The following is a 14,623-nucleotide window of genomic DNA, read 5'->3' as shown; positions in this document are numbered from 1 at the left end:
CGCGTGTCACGCCTCCTACGCCTTCTTTCCTCCGGCCTCGCGCTGGCCCTCTCGCTCGGTGCCCAAGCGGCCGACCCGGTACTGCTCGTCACCTCGCCCGTCGCGCTGCAGGCCGCCGAGAAAGCCGGCGCCGGTTTCGGCCGCTGGTTCGACGTGCCCTCTGCCGCCAGCGGCATCGCCACCAACCAGGCACTCGCACGCTCGCCCGCCTGGCAATCGATCGCCGACCCGCTGAAGACCAGCCTCGCCGCCCTGCAGCGCCGCGACCCGCAGGCTGGCGTCGGCATTGCGCGCTACCCGCACCGGATCTTCGACGCGCGCTGGCTCGCCAGCCCCGACGCCTTCTTCGAACTGGTCGGCGTGGCCAACCGCATGGACCGCCGCCCCTTCCAGCCCGGCGCCTGCGGCGAGACGCGGCTCGTGTACCGGCTGGCCTACCGCTCGGCCGCGATGCAGTCGCGCCTGCCGATGACCGTCGCCGTCGAGCTGCGCGGCGATGCGCCCGATGCCGACGGCAGCTGCGCCAGCGCGGCGCGGCGTTGGCAGCCACCACAGGCGTCGATGAAGGACGAAGCCCTCGGCCGCTGGCTCGTGTCGGCCGACGGCCCGCTCGCGCCGCCGCGGCTTGCGCAGGTCCGCATCGCGCAGGTGACGACCAACCTGCAGAGCGTGCGCTGGCCCTCGGCCGTGCGGCCCGACCTCGGCGGCCATGCCGAGTACCTGCTGCGCGCCTTCCGCTGGAACGCGGGCACGCAGCGCTTCGACGCGGGCCCGTTGGAGAACACGCCCGACATGGCGAAGCTCAAGGCCGACGCCCCGCTGCGCAAGGCGCTGCTGCAATGGCTGCAGCAACCCGACACGCTGCGCGCGCTCGACAGCGCCACCGTGCGCATCCCCGATCGCTTCCTGGCGACCGAGTCGGTCTCGGTCGCGCCGCGCGGCCTCGAGCGCCTGGCGAACCGTCCCTTTGAGCAACTGTTCGCGCCCGGCGACTGGCAACCCGTGCCCGGCAGCCGCACGCTGCAGTCACCGCAGGCCGTGCTGCGCCGTCTCGACGACCTGAGCTGCGCGGGCTGTCACCAGAGCCGCGCGGTTGCGGGCTTTCATCTGCTGGGCGTGGACCGGCGCGGCGCCTCGCGCACCTTCACGACCGGCAACGCGCTCGCGCTGCCGCACTCACCGCATCTGCAGGATGAGCTGGCGCGGCGCGAGCGCTATGTGAAGGCCGCGCTGACGACGCCCGTGCCCGACCCGTTCCGCCCGCTGGCCTCGCCGGACGATGCGAACGCCTTGCCCGACAAAGCCACCGTCGGCGCCAGCTGCGAGCCCACGCGCATCACCGCCTCGGCCGACCCGTGGCGCGACCGCGCGCAGAAGTTGCCGCGCACCGCTGCCACGACCTGCGAAGGCGAAGACTCCGTGTGCGAGAAGACCTCGGTCGGATTCCCCGGCGGCATGTGCTCGGGCCGCTGCGATCCGAAAGACCCGAACGGCACCTGCGGCGGCATCGCCATCCTCAGCGATTTCAACCAGTGCCTGGCAGCCAAGCAACCCTTCGGGGATTGCCTGAGCAAGCACACGCGGCCCGGCAACCTGCGCAGCTGCTCGGCGCAACAGCCTTGCCGCGAGGACTACATCTGCGCGCAGGCCGAAGGCCAGCCCGAAGGACGCGGGGCGTGCATTCCGCCCTACTTCCTGTTCCAGATGCGGGTGGACGGGCATTCGTGAAGGGGGCTCCCGTAGGGCTCCCGAATGAATGACTCCCTCTCCCGCTTGCGGGAGAGGGTTGGGATGAAGGTGAGCAGCGATGAAGGCCGCGCGACGTTGTCAGGTCCCCCCGGCTGGCGGACCAGGGAGCCATTGCTGGCGCCAGATGAGAGGGCCGACCGCGAAAAATACCAAGTTCTGGGGATATCGACAGACACTCTTTTTAACAATGATTGACATTTGGAAACCCCCTGCACGCCCGTCGACAGGGGGCTTCTTTTTGTTGAGTCCTACAACCATAAAGAGGGGTCAAGATGCTTTTCAGTCAAGCAAGTTCGGTCGCGCGAATCGGCGCCGTGGCCGGTGCGGTCATGTTGGTGGCATCGTGCGGCGGGGGTGGAGGTGGCGGTACTTTTCTGCCGATGGTCGCACCGCCCCCTCCGGCGACAGTGCCGCCCGTCGTGAAGCATTCCATCGGCGGCACGGTCACCGGCCTTGAAGGCCGCCTGGTGCTGCAAAACAATGCCGGCGACGACCTCCAGCTGTCGGCCGATGGCAAGTTCACCTTTGCAACGACCCTGGTCGAGGGCTCGGACTACAAGGTCAGCATCCGTACGCAACCCCTGTGGCAGTTCTGTACCGTCACCAAGGACACCGGCAAGGCCTCGGCCGACGTGAGCGACGTGACGGTGGCCTGCTCGGCCGCGGCCGCCAAGGTCGAGACGCTCGCCGGCACCGGCTCCCCGGGCGCCGCCAACGGCAAGGGTACGGCCGCATCGTTCTTGCTGCCTTACGGCATCGCCCTCACCAAGGATGGTGGTCTGCTCATCGGCGACTGGGGAAACAACCTCGTGCGCAAGATTTCGCCCGAGGCCGACGTCACCACGTTTGCCGGCAACGGAAACTTCGCGACGGTGGACGGCAACGGCACCGCCGCTTCGTTCGAGGACCTCACCGGCCTCACCGTGGATGCGACCGACACCGCCTTCGTCGCGGACGCCGGCGGCCATCGAATCCGCAAGATCACGCCGACGGCCGATGTGACTACGGTGGCGGGCAATGGCACGAACACCACGACCGATGGCAACGGAACCGCCGCCACCTTCAACACGCCCGTGTCGGTGGCCGTGGATGCTGCCGGCAATCTGTACGTTCTGGAGTACGACGGCGGCGTCGTTCGCAAGATCACCCCCACCGGCGATGTCACCACGCTGGCCGGCAGCAGCCCGCGGGGCTTTGCCGACGGCACGGGAACCGCCGCGAAATTCGGGCGCGGCTACAACATTGCCATCGACGCGCCAGGCAACCTCTACGTGGCGGACTCCGAGAACCATCGAATTCGCAAGATCACCCCCGCCGGGGTGGTCACGACCCTTGCAGGGACGGGAACGCCCGGCGCCACCGATGGACCCGGGAACTCCGCGACTTTCTCCGATCCCCGCGGCGTCGCTGTCGATGCGCACGGCAATGTCTACGTGGCCGATTTCGGGAGCAGCCTGTTGCGCAGGATCACACCGGCAGGGGTGGTCTCCACGCTCGCCGGCCAAAAGGGTGTTACGGGTGGGCAAGACGGCATCGGCGCGGCTGCCACGTTCGCGCAGCCGCTCGGGCTCACGATCAACGCGGCGGGCACGCTGTATGTCGCCGACACCTTCGGCAATGTGATCCGCAAGGTCACGCCGGTTCGAGCGCCCTGAAGCGTGCTGCGGCGACGTGCGCCGAGCGCGTCGCCGCATCAGCCGCCGTCTGCGGCGGTGAGCGGCGATGGAGGCCGCGCGATGTTGTCAGGCCCCTGCCCTCACTCCCCCTCGTACCACCGGTCCTTCGCCAGCATCACCCGGTGATGCCCGCACCCCGACGGCATCATCGGGAAGCAGTTCTCCTGCGCCGCCACCTGCACGTCGAGAAAGAACGGCCCTTCGCTCTCCAGGCATTCGGCCAGCGCGGCTTCCAGCTCCGCCGGATCGGACACCCGACGCGCGCCCCACCCAAAAGCCTTCGCCAACGCCACGAAGTCGGGCAGCGCCTCGTTCCAGCTGTGGCTCAGGCGGTTGCCGTGGTTCAGCTCCTGCCACTGGCGCACCATGCCCATGTAGCCGTTGTTGCTCAGCACCAGCTTCACCGCAGTGCCGTGCTGCATGGCAGTCGACAGCTCCTGGATGTTCATCAGCACCGACGCGTCGCCGCTCACGCACACCGTGAGCGCGTCGGGGTGACCGATCTGCGCGCCGATGGCCGCGGGCAGCCCGTAGCCCATCGTGCCGGCGCCGCCCGATGTGAGCCAGTGGCGCGGGCTGTCGAAGCGCAGGTACTGCGCGGCCCACATCTGGTGCTGGCCCACATCGGTCGAGACGATCGCACCGCGGCCCGCGATGGCCCGCTGCAGCGACGACATGAGCTGCTGCGGCAGGATCTCTTCGGTCGACGGCGTGAAGGCCAGGCAGTCTTCGGCGCGCCAGCGCTCGATGCGCGCCCACCACGGCGCCAGCCGCTCGGGCGCAAACGCTTCGGGCAGCAGCCCCAGCAGCGCTTCGACGATCGCGCCGCAATCGCCCACCATCGGCACGTCGACATGCACCACCTTGTTGATGCTGCCGGGGTCGATGTCGATGTGGATCTTGCGGGCGTGCGGACAGAACTCGTCGAGCTTGCCCGTCACGCGGTCGTCGAAACGCGCGCCCACGCACACCACCAGGTCGGCCTCGTGCATCGCGAGGTTGGCTTCGAGCATGCCGTGCATGCCCAGCATGCCGACGAACTTCGGGTCGGACGCGGGGAACGCGCCCAGCCCCATCAGCGTGAGCGTGCACGGCGCATGCAGCCGGTGCACCAGCTGCGTGAACGCCTCGCAGGCCGCCGGCCCCGAGTTGATGAGCCCGCCGCCGCCGTAGAGCACCGGCCGGCGCGCGGTCGAGATCAGGTCAGCGGCGCGCTGCAGCATCGCCCGCGGCGGCAGCGGCGCGCGACCCGTGCGCAGCGCACGCAACGGGGCCGGCGCGGCGCCGTGCGTGAGGCGCATCAGCTGGATGTCCTTCGGCACATCGAGCAGCACCGGGCCGGGGCGGCCGGTGGTGGCGATGTCGAGCGCGCGGCGCACCAGCGCGGGCACGTCGTCGGCCGCGCGCACCTGACGGTTCCACTTGGTCACCGGGCGCGACATGCCCAGTGCGTCGCTCTCCTGGAACGCCTGCGTGCCGATCACCGCCGTCGACACCTGCCCGCTGATGCACAGCACCGGCACCGAATCGCTCATGGCGTCGAGCAGCCCCGTGATCGTGTTCCCTACGCCCGGCCCCGAGGTGACCAGCACCACGCCCACGCGGCCCGTGCTGCGCGCATAGCCCTCGGCCGCATGCACCGCCGCCTGTTCGTGGCGCACCAGCACATGACGCAGCCGGGGTTCGCCGTGCAGCGCGTCGTACAGCGGCAGCGCCGCGCCGCCGGGGTAGCCGAAGATCGTGTCGACGCCGCACGCGACCAGCGTGTCGAGCAGCGCTTCGGCGCCGTTGCGCACGCGGGGTGGGGTCTCGGGCATGGCCGGCGAGAGGGAGGGCGAGGATGTGGGGGGAAGGTCGAGCAGTCGCATGCCGTCAATTCTTCCGCTCTTGAGGCAGAATTTGCTTCTTTCTTTTGGCTGTTTAAGCTCGAAACATGAAAACCAATCGCCAAACATCGATAGACAACGAAGGATCTTTCGACAAGACCGATCTGGCGATCCTGCGGGTGCTGCTGCTCGACTCGCGCAAGACCCTGCAGGAGATCGGCAACGAGGTCGGCCTGTCGCCCACCAGCTGCTGGACGCGCATCAAGAAACTCGAGGCCTCGGGCGTCATCAAGCGCTACACCGTCGACATCGACCCGGCCAAGCTGGGGTACCACGACTCGGTGATCGTGCAGGTCACCCTCGAGAGCCACACCGACGAAACCCTGTACGACTTCGGCCGCACCCTCGCCACCATTCCCGAGATCCAGGAGGCCTACCTGGTGTCGGGCGACTACGACTACTACATCCGCATCGCCGTGCGCGACACGCGCGACTACGAGCGGCTGCTGCGCGAGAAGCTCTACAAGATCCCCGGCATTCGCCACAGCAAGTCGCACTTCGTGCTGCGGGTGCTGAAGGAGGCGACGGTGCCGCTGATCTGACGGGTCGACGGGCCCGCATGACCGAACGGTGGGTACGATCGCCGACGAACGGCCCTTCGCAGACGCCATCCCCTTCCATGAGATCGACTTCGGAACATCGAACCCTGATCGTCCTGAGCGGACTGCCAGGCACAGGCAAGACCACCATCGCGCGCGAACTCGTTACGCGTGCCCCGTCGGTGTACCTGCGCATCGACGCCATCGAGCACGCACTGAAAACCGCAAGCGGGCGCACTGACGACGTGGGCCCGGCGGGCTACGTCGTGGCCTACGCGCTGGCTCGGTCCAACCTTGCGCTCGGCATGTCCGTGGTTGCTGATTGCGTCAATCCGCTGTCGGTCACGCGTGAGGCGTGGCGGGCCGTGGCGACCGAGACGTCATCGCATCTGGTGGAGGTTGAGGTCGTGTGCTCAGACGTCGTTGAACATCGCAGACGCGTGGAGAGTCGGGAAGCCGACATTGCGGGCTTTGCGTTGCCGAGCTGGGAGGCTGTGCTGGGGCACGACTACGAGGCTTGGGATACGAGTCGCCTGGTCATCGACTCGGCGCTGGTGAGTACTAGCGAGGCGACGGACCTGATCTGGCGGCGCGTGCGTGAACGGTAAATCGATGCGCTCCCGTTTCATCGACGCCTTCCTGGGCGCCATCGTGCTCGGGCCCTGGGCGGCGATGTTTGCCTATCTGGGCCTTGCACCGTTGGCCGCCTACTGGCTCGACGGCACCAAGCATCGCACGGGCTCCAGCCGCGGCGCTTCCTATTGGTGGAGCTTCCCGGACGCCGTGGCCGCGCAGTATCCGATGCTCACCTGGCTGCTGGAACTCAAGAGCCATGTCGTTGTGTGGAGCTGCCTGGCGGGCATGGTGCTCGGGCCGGTGGTTGCGTGGATCATGAGCAGCCGCTTGAACCGCATGCGTCGCGGCATCCGGCAATGAATTGGAACCAGCGAGCCTCCGTGGACACCGCCGACTCGGATTGGCGTTGCGTTCGATGCCATCACGAGTCTGCCCCTCGGCTCTCCAATAGAAGGTGATTTTTTTGATCTCAGTGAAACCCGCGAAATCAGATGAGTGGACGACCTACCGGGACATGCGCCTGCGGGCGCTGCTCGACTCCCAGGACGCCTTCGGAAGCACGCATGAAGCAGAGGCCACGAGAACCGATGCGATGTGGTCCGCTCGAATTGCTGCGGCTGCTTCGTCCGGGAAGGATCGTGTCCTTTTCGCATTCAATCGCCACGACGCCTGCGGTCTGATCTGGTGCAAGTTGTCCAGTGATGAGCCGGCTGTCGCCCATCTTTTCCAGATGTGGGTTGATCCCGCATCACGAGGGATGGGAGCCGGCCGAGCTTTGCTCAAAGAGGCGATTTCTTGGGCCGAGAGCGTTGGAGTGAAGCGCGTTTTCTTGGGCGTCACTGCCGGAGATACGCCCGCGATGCGCCTGTACGCAGCTCACGGCTTCCGCCCCGACGGCGCGCTGGAGCCACTGCGGGAACACTCGAATCTGATGGTGCAGCCGATGAGCCTTGCACTCGGCCCTGTTGGATCGACGGACTGACTTCCACCATTGACCACCTTGCCCTCGTTTAAGCTCAACCGACAAGACTCTCTCTGAGGTTTCGCCATGCTCCAAATGCGCCCCGGGTGTGAATGCTGCAACCGAGACTTGCCGCCGGATTCAGCCGATGCCCGCATCTGTTCTTTTGAGTGCACGTTCTGCAGTGAGTGCGCGAGCCAACGCCTCGCAGGCACATGCCCGAACTGTGGCGGGGAGTTGCTTCCGCGCCCGTCGCGACCGGCAGCCAAGCTTGAGAAGTTTCCGGGTTCGACGACGCGGGTGTTCAAGCCGGAAGGTTGCACGGCGGCACCGTGACGTGCGCATCGCCATTCCTGTCACGTCAATGGCCCGCCGGGACCAAAAGCAAGAACAAACTGCCCCGCAAAAAAACAATGACAACCACGCGATTCATGACGACCTTGCTGGCTCTCGGCCTTTCAGGGTGTGCTGGCACATACGCAATCAAAAGCGGCGAGCCGACGGCGCTTGTCCGCTTCACCACCAACGCACCCGACAGCACCGTGTTTCGCGAGGTGCCTCAGCCACTTTGCGACCCGTCACAGGGGAACAACATGGCCGCGTTCACCATGTTCAACGACAAGCACCGCGCAGATGTCCAAATGCTTGCATCTGTTCGGCGCCCCAATGAGGCCTCCTACCAGCGCGCAATCGGCGCTGGCAAGCCGCTGTACATCCTGGCTTCCACTTTCCAGGCTGCAGGCCCGGGTGCTCCGGGTTACTCCTGCTCCGTGGGACTCAGATGGCAGCCTGTACCGGGCCATCAGTACGAACTTGGCTATGAATTCGATCAAGGTGGATGCCGTGTCCGCGTTGCAGAACTCGTCCAGACGGAGACTGGTGTCGATCGACGCGCCGACAACTCTGTACGGTTCATCCGCGCGAGATATACCAAGGACTTCTGCGGTCAGTAGCTATTGAAGGATGCCGCTGCATGCGCCTCTTTCACTTCAGCGAAGACGGTCAGATCGACCGATTCACCCCACGCTCCGTACGCCAGCCTGCACCTCGCAGGCCAGGTCAGGAATGGCTCAATGGCCCCCTCGTGTGGGCCATTGATGCCGGCCATCAGCGCCTGTACCTCTTCCCGCGAGAGTGTCCACGCATCGTTGTCTGGGCACACCCGGAATCGAGCCTCGATGACCGAGTGACATGGATGGGTGACCTTTCGCCCAACGTGCAAGCCGTTGCTTTCATGGAGCGCTCCTGGGCGGATCGACATCGATCTGGCTCGATCTTCCGCTACGAGCTTCCTGCCCACTCGTTCGAGTGCATTGAAGATGCAGGCATGTTCGTCAGCCGAAGCGTGGTGCATCCGCTGAGCTGCGAAAGAATCGCCGATCTGCCCCGAGCCTTGGAAGACAGCCAAACTGAATTGCGGGTCGTCGATTCGTTGCTGCCCTTGCGTGGCATCTGGAACAGCACGCTGCATGCCAGTGGCATTCGTCTGCGCAATGCCTCTGACTGGCCCTGACGCCAGCGCAGCGATGGCCCTCGGCAAGGGAGACGAAGAACGACGCCTCTACCGACGCAGGCCCAAGCTTAAGACCAGCCAAAGACGCCCCGCCATCCCCCTGCCGGCGCACCCCGCTTCGCCACAATAGGCCCATGCACCTGCTGCTCATCGAAGACGACCTGGACCTCGGCCGCGCCTTGCAGTCCGCACTGAAGGTCGAGGGGCTCTCCAGCGAGTGGCGGCGGCGGGCGGCCGATGCACCGGCTGTGCTCGACAACGAGGCCTTCGATGGCGTGCTGTTGGACCTGGGCCTGCCCGACGGCAGCGGCTTCGACCTGCTGGCACGCTGGCGCGAACAGGGCTGCATCGCGCCGATCATCGTGATCACCGCGCGCGGTGCGGTGGAAGACCGCTTGCGCGGGCTCAACGGCGGCGCCGACGACTTCGTCATCAAGCCCTTCGTGACCTCGGAGCTCATCGCGCGCATCCATGCCGTGCTGCGCCGCGCTGCACGGCAGGCCAGCGAGCGCTGGGTCATCGGCGAGCTTGCCATCGAGCCGCGCGGGCACCACGTGCAGCGGGCCGGCCAGCCGGTGATGTTGTCGCCGCGCGAGTTCCAGATCCTGGTCGAGCTGGCGCGCGAGCCGGGCGTGGTGATGGCGAAGCACCTGCTGGCGCAACGCATGACGCCACTGGGTGAAGCGCTCGACTCCAGCGCGCTCGAAGTCCACATCTCCAACCTGCGCCGCAAGATCGGTGCCGACTGCATCCGCACCGTGCGCGGGGTGGGCTACCTGCTGGTGACGCCATGACAAAGGCCCTCCCCTTGCCGTCGATGCTGCACGCGCTGCGCACGCGCATGACCGAGCCGACGCTGCAGCGTCGGGGCGCGGCCTCGGTGTTCGTTGCCTTCTTCGTCGTCTGGGTGGTGTTGCTGGGCTACCTCTACGTGCAGGCCCAGCGCATCGAGACCAACGCACCCGGCCTCGATCGGTTCAGCAACGACTTCAGCGACGCGCTGGCACCGATCACCGACACCGCCCAGGCGCAGGCCGTGATGGCCGCCACCAGCCAGTGGCTCAATGCGCGACGCCAGGCTGAAGGCCGCTTGCCCGGTGTGCGGCTGTTCGAGTTGCTGGACAGCCAGGACCGGCGCGTGTGGGCATCGCCTGCACTGCGCGACACGGTGTTGCCCGGCGCGCTTCGCACCCTGGTGCCGGTGGAGGTTGGCGGCCTAGCCCACAACGTGTACGAAGCACGCTCCAACCGCTGGACGCTGCGCGTCGTCGAGCCGGTGCGCACCGATGCCGCCTTTCTTTCCTACAACAGCCGCTCCTTGCTGCCCTACCTCGTGCTGGCGCTGCCGATCATCCTCGGCGCGGTGTGGTTCGCGGTGCGCAACGGCCTCACGCCGCTGCAGCAACTGACCCGAAGCATCGCCCAGCGCGCGCCGGACGATCTCTCGCCGCTGGCGGTGCGCGTGCAGCACCGCGAACTCAAGCCGCTGGCCGAAGCGCTCGATCATCTGCTGGCGCGCCTGAAGCAGAAGGTCGACCGCGAGCGCTTCTTCGTGCAAGACGCGGCGCACGAGATTCGCACGCCGATGGCCGTGATCACCACGCAAGCCCACGTGCTGGCGCGCACCGCCGACGCGCAGGTGCGCGAAGACGGGCTGCAGCACCTGAACCATGCCGTTGCGCGCGCCTCGCACCTGGCGCAGCAACTCCTGCTGCTGGCCTCGCTGGACGAAGGCCGGCGCTCTGCGCCCCAACGCGCCGACGTGGCGCAGGCCGTGCGCCAATGGCTCGCACCGATGGCCGACCTGGCCATGGCGCGCGGCATCGAGCTGGAGCTGGAGTCGCCGGATGCGCTGATGGCCTCGGTCGACCAGCCCTCGCTGGGCTCCATCGTCGACAACCTCGTGGACAACGCCATCCGCTACGGTCGGCCCCATGGGCGCGTCGTCGTGCATCTGCTGGACGAAGGCGAACGGCTCACGCTGCTGGTGCGCGACGACGGCCCGGGCATTGCCCTGGCCGACCGGGCGCATGTGTTCGATCGTTTCTGGCGCGGCAGCGGACACGGCGACGTGGCGGGGTCGGGCCTGGGCCTGTCCATCGTGCAGCAGGCCGCGCACAGCATGGGCGGCAATGCGAGACTCGCGACAGGCCTCGATGACTGCGGCGTCGGGTTTCTGGTGAGCGTGCCGAACACGGATTTCCGGGCCGGCTGAACACAACACTGCCATGCAGGAATGGCGAAGGACTCGCGCATGAAGAAGAAGGCTTCTCGCACCCTGGGGCTCACGCTGCGTCGCGGCGCACTGCTGCTTTCGGGCCTGCTGGCCTTCGGCACCGCATGGGCACAGCCCCCCAGCTTCGCGACCGACCCCGCCGAGTTGGCGCGCCTGGCACTGCGCGATGAACGCGGCTCGGTCTCGGTCGGTGTGCTGCACGCGGGCCAGGCACGCTTTGCCTTTCTGCAGAACGACGGCGGGGTCATTCCACCCAATGGCGATGCGGCAGATGCAGTCGATGTAAATGCCCAGCCTCTGTACGAAATCGGCTCGATCAGCAAAGTCTTCACCGGCCTGCTGCTGGCGCAGAGCGTGGAGCGCGGCGATCTGGCGCTGGACGACAACCTGGGCGCGCTGCTCGAGGGCAAGGCCGGACTCCCGCCGGCAGTCGCCGCCATCACGCTGCGCCAGCTCATCACGCACAGCGCCTGCCTGCCATGGGACCCACCGGACTTCGAGGGCTACGCTTCGGGCGATCCCTTTTCGAGGTACAGCCGCCGCCGCTTGCTGGCTGCCTTGTCCAACCAGCCCATGACCGCCGCGCCGCCCTGTGCGGCGGCGTACAGCAACTTCGGCCTGGGCGTTGTGGGCTTGGTGCTCAGCGAGCGCTACGGCAAGCCATGGCAGCAGCTGGTACGCGAGAACATCACGGGCCCGCTCGGCATGCAGGACACGGTGCAAGACCTTGGCGACAAGGCGGCGCGCATGGCGCCGGCCTTCAACCACAAGGTCGCCGCCCCGCTGTGGGATTTCGATGCTCTGGCCTCCGCAGGTGCGTTGCGCTCCACCCCGTCGGACCTGCTGATCTTCAGCCGCGCCTTGATGGCCGGCCGCAACGGCCCGCTCGGCCCCGCCGTCGAACGCCTGCTCACGCCGCTGGGCCGCTACCGCGAAAGCGAGATCGGCTACGCCGTGATGATGCGCGGGCCGCCAGGCAAGCGCACCTACTTCCATTCCGGCATCACCGGGGGCTTCCGCGCGCTGTGGATGATGGCGCCCGATACGCAGGAGGCCGTGGTGGTGCTCGCCAGCAGCGCGCATGCGCAGCCGGGGCGGGTCTTCACCGGCCTCGCGGCCAGCCGGTATCCGGTGGCCCTGTCGCCTGTCACGCTCGATGCTGCATCGCTGGGCACTTATGCGGGCGTGTACCAGGTCGACCGAAACATGGCCTTCACCTTCGTGCCGCAAAACGGCAACCTGTACCGCCGCGCCAGCGCAGGCGGTTACCGGCCGCTGCGGCCAGCAGGCAACGACACCTTCATCGACACCGAAGTGGGCGCGGTCTACGTCTTCGCCCGCGAGAACGGCGCGCTGGCCCGCGTGGACATCACGCAGGGCGGCGGTCGCCTGCGGGCCACGCGCACCGACAAGGCCGCGCCGACCGTGGCGGTCGTGGCGCCTGATCTCGAGGCGGACTACGCAGGCCATTACCACCTCGACCGGACCTTGCGGCGCAACCTCGATTTCGACGTGAAGGTCGAGGGCGGCCAGCTCGGCGTGCGTTCGGGCAACTGGGAACGCAGGCCTGTCTTCCCGATGGCGGATCGGCCCGATCGCTTCGCCTACGAGAACGCACGCAGCCAACTGCAGTTCGAGCGCGATGCCGACGGCAAGGTGGTCGCGCTCGTGCTGTACGAAGGCGGCGAGTTCCGCATGCGGCGCTCGGCGGACTGAGCCCGGGTCTCGCGCGCGGCAGCTCAGCGATTTACCATCGCTGATTTTTGCGATCGCACCCCATGCATCAATCACTCGGCCTGGTGTCCCTCGTGGTGCCCGACTACGACAAGGCGCTCGAATTCTTCGTCGGCACGCTGGGCTTCGAACTCGTCGAAGACACGCCCGTGCCTGCGCAAGGAAAGCGCTGGGTCGTCGTCAAGCCGCAGGGCGGACAAGGGGCCTGCCTTCTCCTGGCGCAAGCATCGGCACCAGAGCAGCAGCGCGCCATCGGCGACCAGGCTGGCGGCCGCGTGTTCCTGTTCCTGTACACGGACGACTTCTGGCGCGACTACGAAAAGTACAAGGCCGCAGGCGTCGAGTTCGTTCGCCCGCCGGAGGAACAACCGCACGGGGTCGTGGCGGTGTTCAAGGACCTGTGCGGGAACATGTGGGACCTGATCCAGCCCAATGCCAGCAACAGGAGCTGGCAGCTGTAAGAATGGCCTCGCTCCCTTTCACGAACCTCACTCTTCACCCGCGAAAGAACCGCCCATGACCGAGACCGCCAAGGTAAAAGGACCCGCCTCGTACTTCCCCTCCATCGAGAAGACCTACGGCCAGCCGATCGCGCATTGGATGGACCTTCTTCAGGCTGCGGGTCCCCTCAAGCACATGGAGCTCGTGAGCCAGCTCAAGACGCAGCATCAGATGGGTCATGGGCATGCGAATGCGTTGGTTGCGGCGTTTCTTGCGAAGAAGTAGCACCGGCCCTACCGCTCCTCGATGACTCCCCTGAAGCAGCAGCTCGAACAGCACTTGGAGGACCGTGATCTCGTCTCGATCTATCGGACGGGCATCGACGATTCGCAAATTCAAGGCTTCGTGCTGGCGGTCTCGTCAGAACTGGTCCTGATTCAGTACGTCTACGACTTCCGGTTGGACGGCTTGATGGCGCTTCGAACTGAAGACATCACACAGGTGGAGTTGACGGCCACTCACTGCCTTCAGAAGCAGCTGATCTTCGAAGAAGGCTTGGGGCAGCAGATTCCCTTTGGCTTCGAGTTTGACGTGCGCAGTTGGCGCGCGTTGATTGCGCAGCTGACCTTGCGTCACGCGCTGATGATCGTGGAATGCGAGGCCGGCGAAATCAACGAGTTCTTGATCGGGCGAGTTGTTCAGACCGAAGGCGATTCGCTGCAGATCGAGCATTTCACGGGGGCCGGCAACTGGGCAGGTATCCCTTCCGTGGTGAGCTACGGAGACATCACTTGCTGCCAGGTCGGCAACAACTACGCGAATGTCTATCAGCGCTACTTCGAGCGCCTTGCGGGCGCTCTTCACTGAAGGGCCCCGCCCAGCCCCCCTCAGCCAGGAGACACCATGCAGCTTCACACCGCCCGCATCTTCGTCCAGGACCTCGCCCTCGCCTCCCGCTTCTATGAAGAGATCCTCGGCCTGCCCCTGAAGGCCGACGGACGCGAACAGGGCTTTTGCGTATTCGACGCAGGGCCAATCAGCCTTGTCGTCGAGTGTGTCGAAGCAGATGCCCCGCCAGAAGACCAAGCACTGGTCGGCCGCTTCACAGGCCTGTCTTTCGACGTGGAAGACATCCAGTCGAAGTACACAGAACTCTCGTCACTCGGCGTCGCCTTCAGCGGCCTCCCCGAGCCGCAGTCATGGGGCGGCATCCTCGCCACATTGCGCGACCCCGCCGGCAACGAGCTTCAACTGGTGCAGCAGCCCCGAACGTAGCCATTGGTGCACATTCGCCATACAATGAGAATAATTC

At 66.5% G+C, this 14,623-nt stretch carries 17 protein-coding genes; 16 read left to right on the top strand and 1 reads right to left on the bottom strand.

The features are described from left to right. The first annotated feature begins 3 nt into the window (after positions 1-3). Together AC3WQM_RS01380 and AC3WQM_RS01375 are read left to right on the top strand one after the other, a co-directional pair. Positions 4-1,728 carry a hypothetical protein gene (locus AC3WQM_RS01380; RefSeq protein WP_492676634.1) on the top strand — a complete coding sequence of 575 codons (1,725 nt, stop codon included), beginning with the start codon at positions 4-6 and terminating at the stop codon, positions 1,726-1,728. A 440-nt stretch (positions 1,729-2,168) separates the two neighbouring features. Continuing rightward, positions 2,169-3,404, top strand: a complete 1,236-nt coding sequence (locus tag AC3WQM_RS01375; RefSeq protein WP_492676633.1) for an NHL repeat-containing protein — start codon at positions 2,169-2,171, stop codon at positions 3,402-3,404. A gap of 101 nt (positions 3,405-3,505) precedes the next feature. On the opposite strand, the gene ilvB is transcribed toward AC3WQM_RS01375, so the two are convergent. Continuing rightward, positions 3,506-5,293: a biosynthetic-type acetolactate synthase large subunit gene (gene ilvB / locus AC3WQM_RS01370; protein WP_492676631.1), complete on the bottom strand. Its 1,788-nt coding sequence runs from the start codon at positions 5,291-5,293 to the stop codon at positions 3,506-3,508. 65 nt (positions 5,294-5,358) lie between these two features. Here ilvB and AC3WQM_RS01365 point away from each other — a divergent pair, with 65 nt between their 5' ends. The 14 genes from AC3WQM_RS01365 to AC3WQM_RS01300 all read left to right on the top strand — a co-directional run bounded on the left by AC3WQM_RS01365 (position 5,359) and on the right by AC3WQM_RS01300 (position 14,586). Further along, positions 5,359-5,853 (top strand): Lrp/AsnC family transcriptional regulator, encoded by a 495-nt coding sequence (locus AC3WQM_RS01365; protein WP_492676630.1) that lies wholly within the window; start codon positions 5,359-5,361, stop codon positions 5,851-5,853. Between the two features lie 77 nt (positions 5,854-5,930). Further along, complete coding sequence (locus tag AC3WQM_RS01360; protein ID WP_492676629.1) at positions 5,931-6,458, top strand: P-loop nucleotide/nucleoside kinase family protein; 528 nt, start codon at positions 5,931-5,933, stop codon at positions 6,456-6,458. Between the two features lie 4 nt (positions 6,459-6,462). After that, a complete protein-coding gene (locus AC3WQM_RS01355) occupies positions 6,463-6,786 on the top strand; it encodes a hypothetical protein (RefSeq protein ID WP_492676628.1) in 324 nt (107 codons plus the stop codon). Between the two features lie 94 nt (positions 6,787-6,880). Next, positions 6,881-7,408 (top strand): GNAT family N-acetyltransferase, encoded by a 528-nt coding sequence (locus AC3WQM_RS01350; RefSeq protein ID WP_492676627.1) that lies wholly within the window; start codon positions 6,881-6,883, stop codon positions 7,406-7,408. 66 nt (positions 7,409-7,474) lie between these two features. After that, positions 7,475-7,723: a DUF1272 domain-containing protein gene (locus AC3WQM_RS01345; protein ID WP_492676626.1), complete on the top strand. Its 249-nt coding sequence runs from the start codon at positions 7,475-7,477 to the stop codon at positions 7,721-7,723. Positions 7,724-7,818: 95 nt separating this feature from the next. Next, positions 7,819-8,340, top strand: a complete 522-nt coding sequence (locus AC3WQM_RS01340; RefSeq protein ID WP_492676625.1) for a hypothetical protein — start codon at positions 7,819-7,821, stop codon at positions 8,338-8,340. Positions 8,341-8,360: 20 nt separating this feature from the next. Then, the gene (locus AC3WQM_RS01335) at positions 8,361-8,900 is read left to right on the top strand and encodes a DUF6886 family protein (protein WP_492676624.1); all 540 of its coding nucleotides are present in this window, start codon (positions 8,361-8,363) and stop codon (positions 8,898-8,900) included. Positions 8,901-9,034: 134 nt separating this feature from the next. Further along, the gene (locus tag AC3WQM_RS01330) at positions 9,035-9,694 is read left to right on the top strand and encodes a response regulator (RefSeq protein ID WP_492676623.1); all 660 of its coding nucleotides are present in this window, start codon (positions 9,035-9,037) and stop codon (positions 9,692-9,694) included. Continuing rightward, positions 9,691-11,115 carry a sensor histidine kinase gene (locus AC3WQM_RS01325; protein ID WP_492676622.1) on the top strand — a complete coding sequence of 475 codons (1,425 nt, stop codon included), beginning with the start codon at positions 9,691-9,693 and terminating at the stop codon, positions 11,113-11,115. The genes AC3WQM_RS01330 and AC3WQM_RS01325 overlap by 4 nt, the downstream gene beginning before the upstream one ends. A gap of 39 nt (positions 11,116-11,154) precedes the next feature. After that, positions 11,155-12,852, top strand: coding sequence for a serine hydrolase domain-containing protein (locus AC3WQM_RS01320; RefSeq protein WP_492676621.1), 1,698 nt, complete (start codon positions 11,155-11,157; stop codon positions 12,850-12,852). Positions 12,853-12,914: 62 nt separating this feature from the next. Next, on the top strand, positions 12,915-13,331 hold the full coding sequence (locus AC3WQM_RS01315; protein WP_070061082.1) for a VOC family protein: 417 nt from the start codon (positions 12,915-12,917) through the stop codon (positions 13,329-13,331). A gap of 55 nt (positions 13,332-13,386) precedes the next feature. Further along, positions 13,387-13,596 carry a DUF4287 domain-containing protein gene (locus AC3WQM_RS01310; RefSeq protein WP_369629195.1) on the top strand — a complete coding sequence of 70 codons (210 nt, stop codon included), beginning with the start codon at positions 13,387-13,389 and terminating at the stop codon, positions 13,594-13,596. Positions 13,597-13,617: 21 nt separating this feature from the next. Further along, positions 13,618-14,178, top strand: coding sequence for a hypothetical protein (locus tag AC3WQM_RS01305; RefSeq protein WP_492676620.1), 561 nt, complete (start codon positions 13,618-13,620; stop codon positions 14,176-14,178). Between the two features lie 36 nt (positions 14,179-14,214). Continuing rightward, positions 14,215-14,586 carry a VOC family protein gene (locus AC3WQM_RS01300; RefSeq protein ID WP_492676618.1) on the top strand — a complete coding sequence of 124 codons (372 nt, stop codon included), beginning with the start codon at positions 14,215-14,217 and terminating at the stop codon, positions 14,584-14,586. The last annotated feature ends 37 nt before the right edge of the window (positions 14,587-14,623 follow it).

Source organism: Variovorax sp. FW301-JW7, from assembly GCF_058788795.1.
The sequence above is the reverse complement of the archived record's forward strand: the minus strand, read 5'-3'. Positions and strand labels throughout refer to the sequence as shown.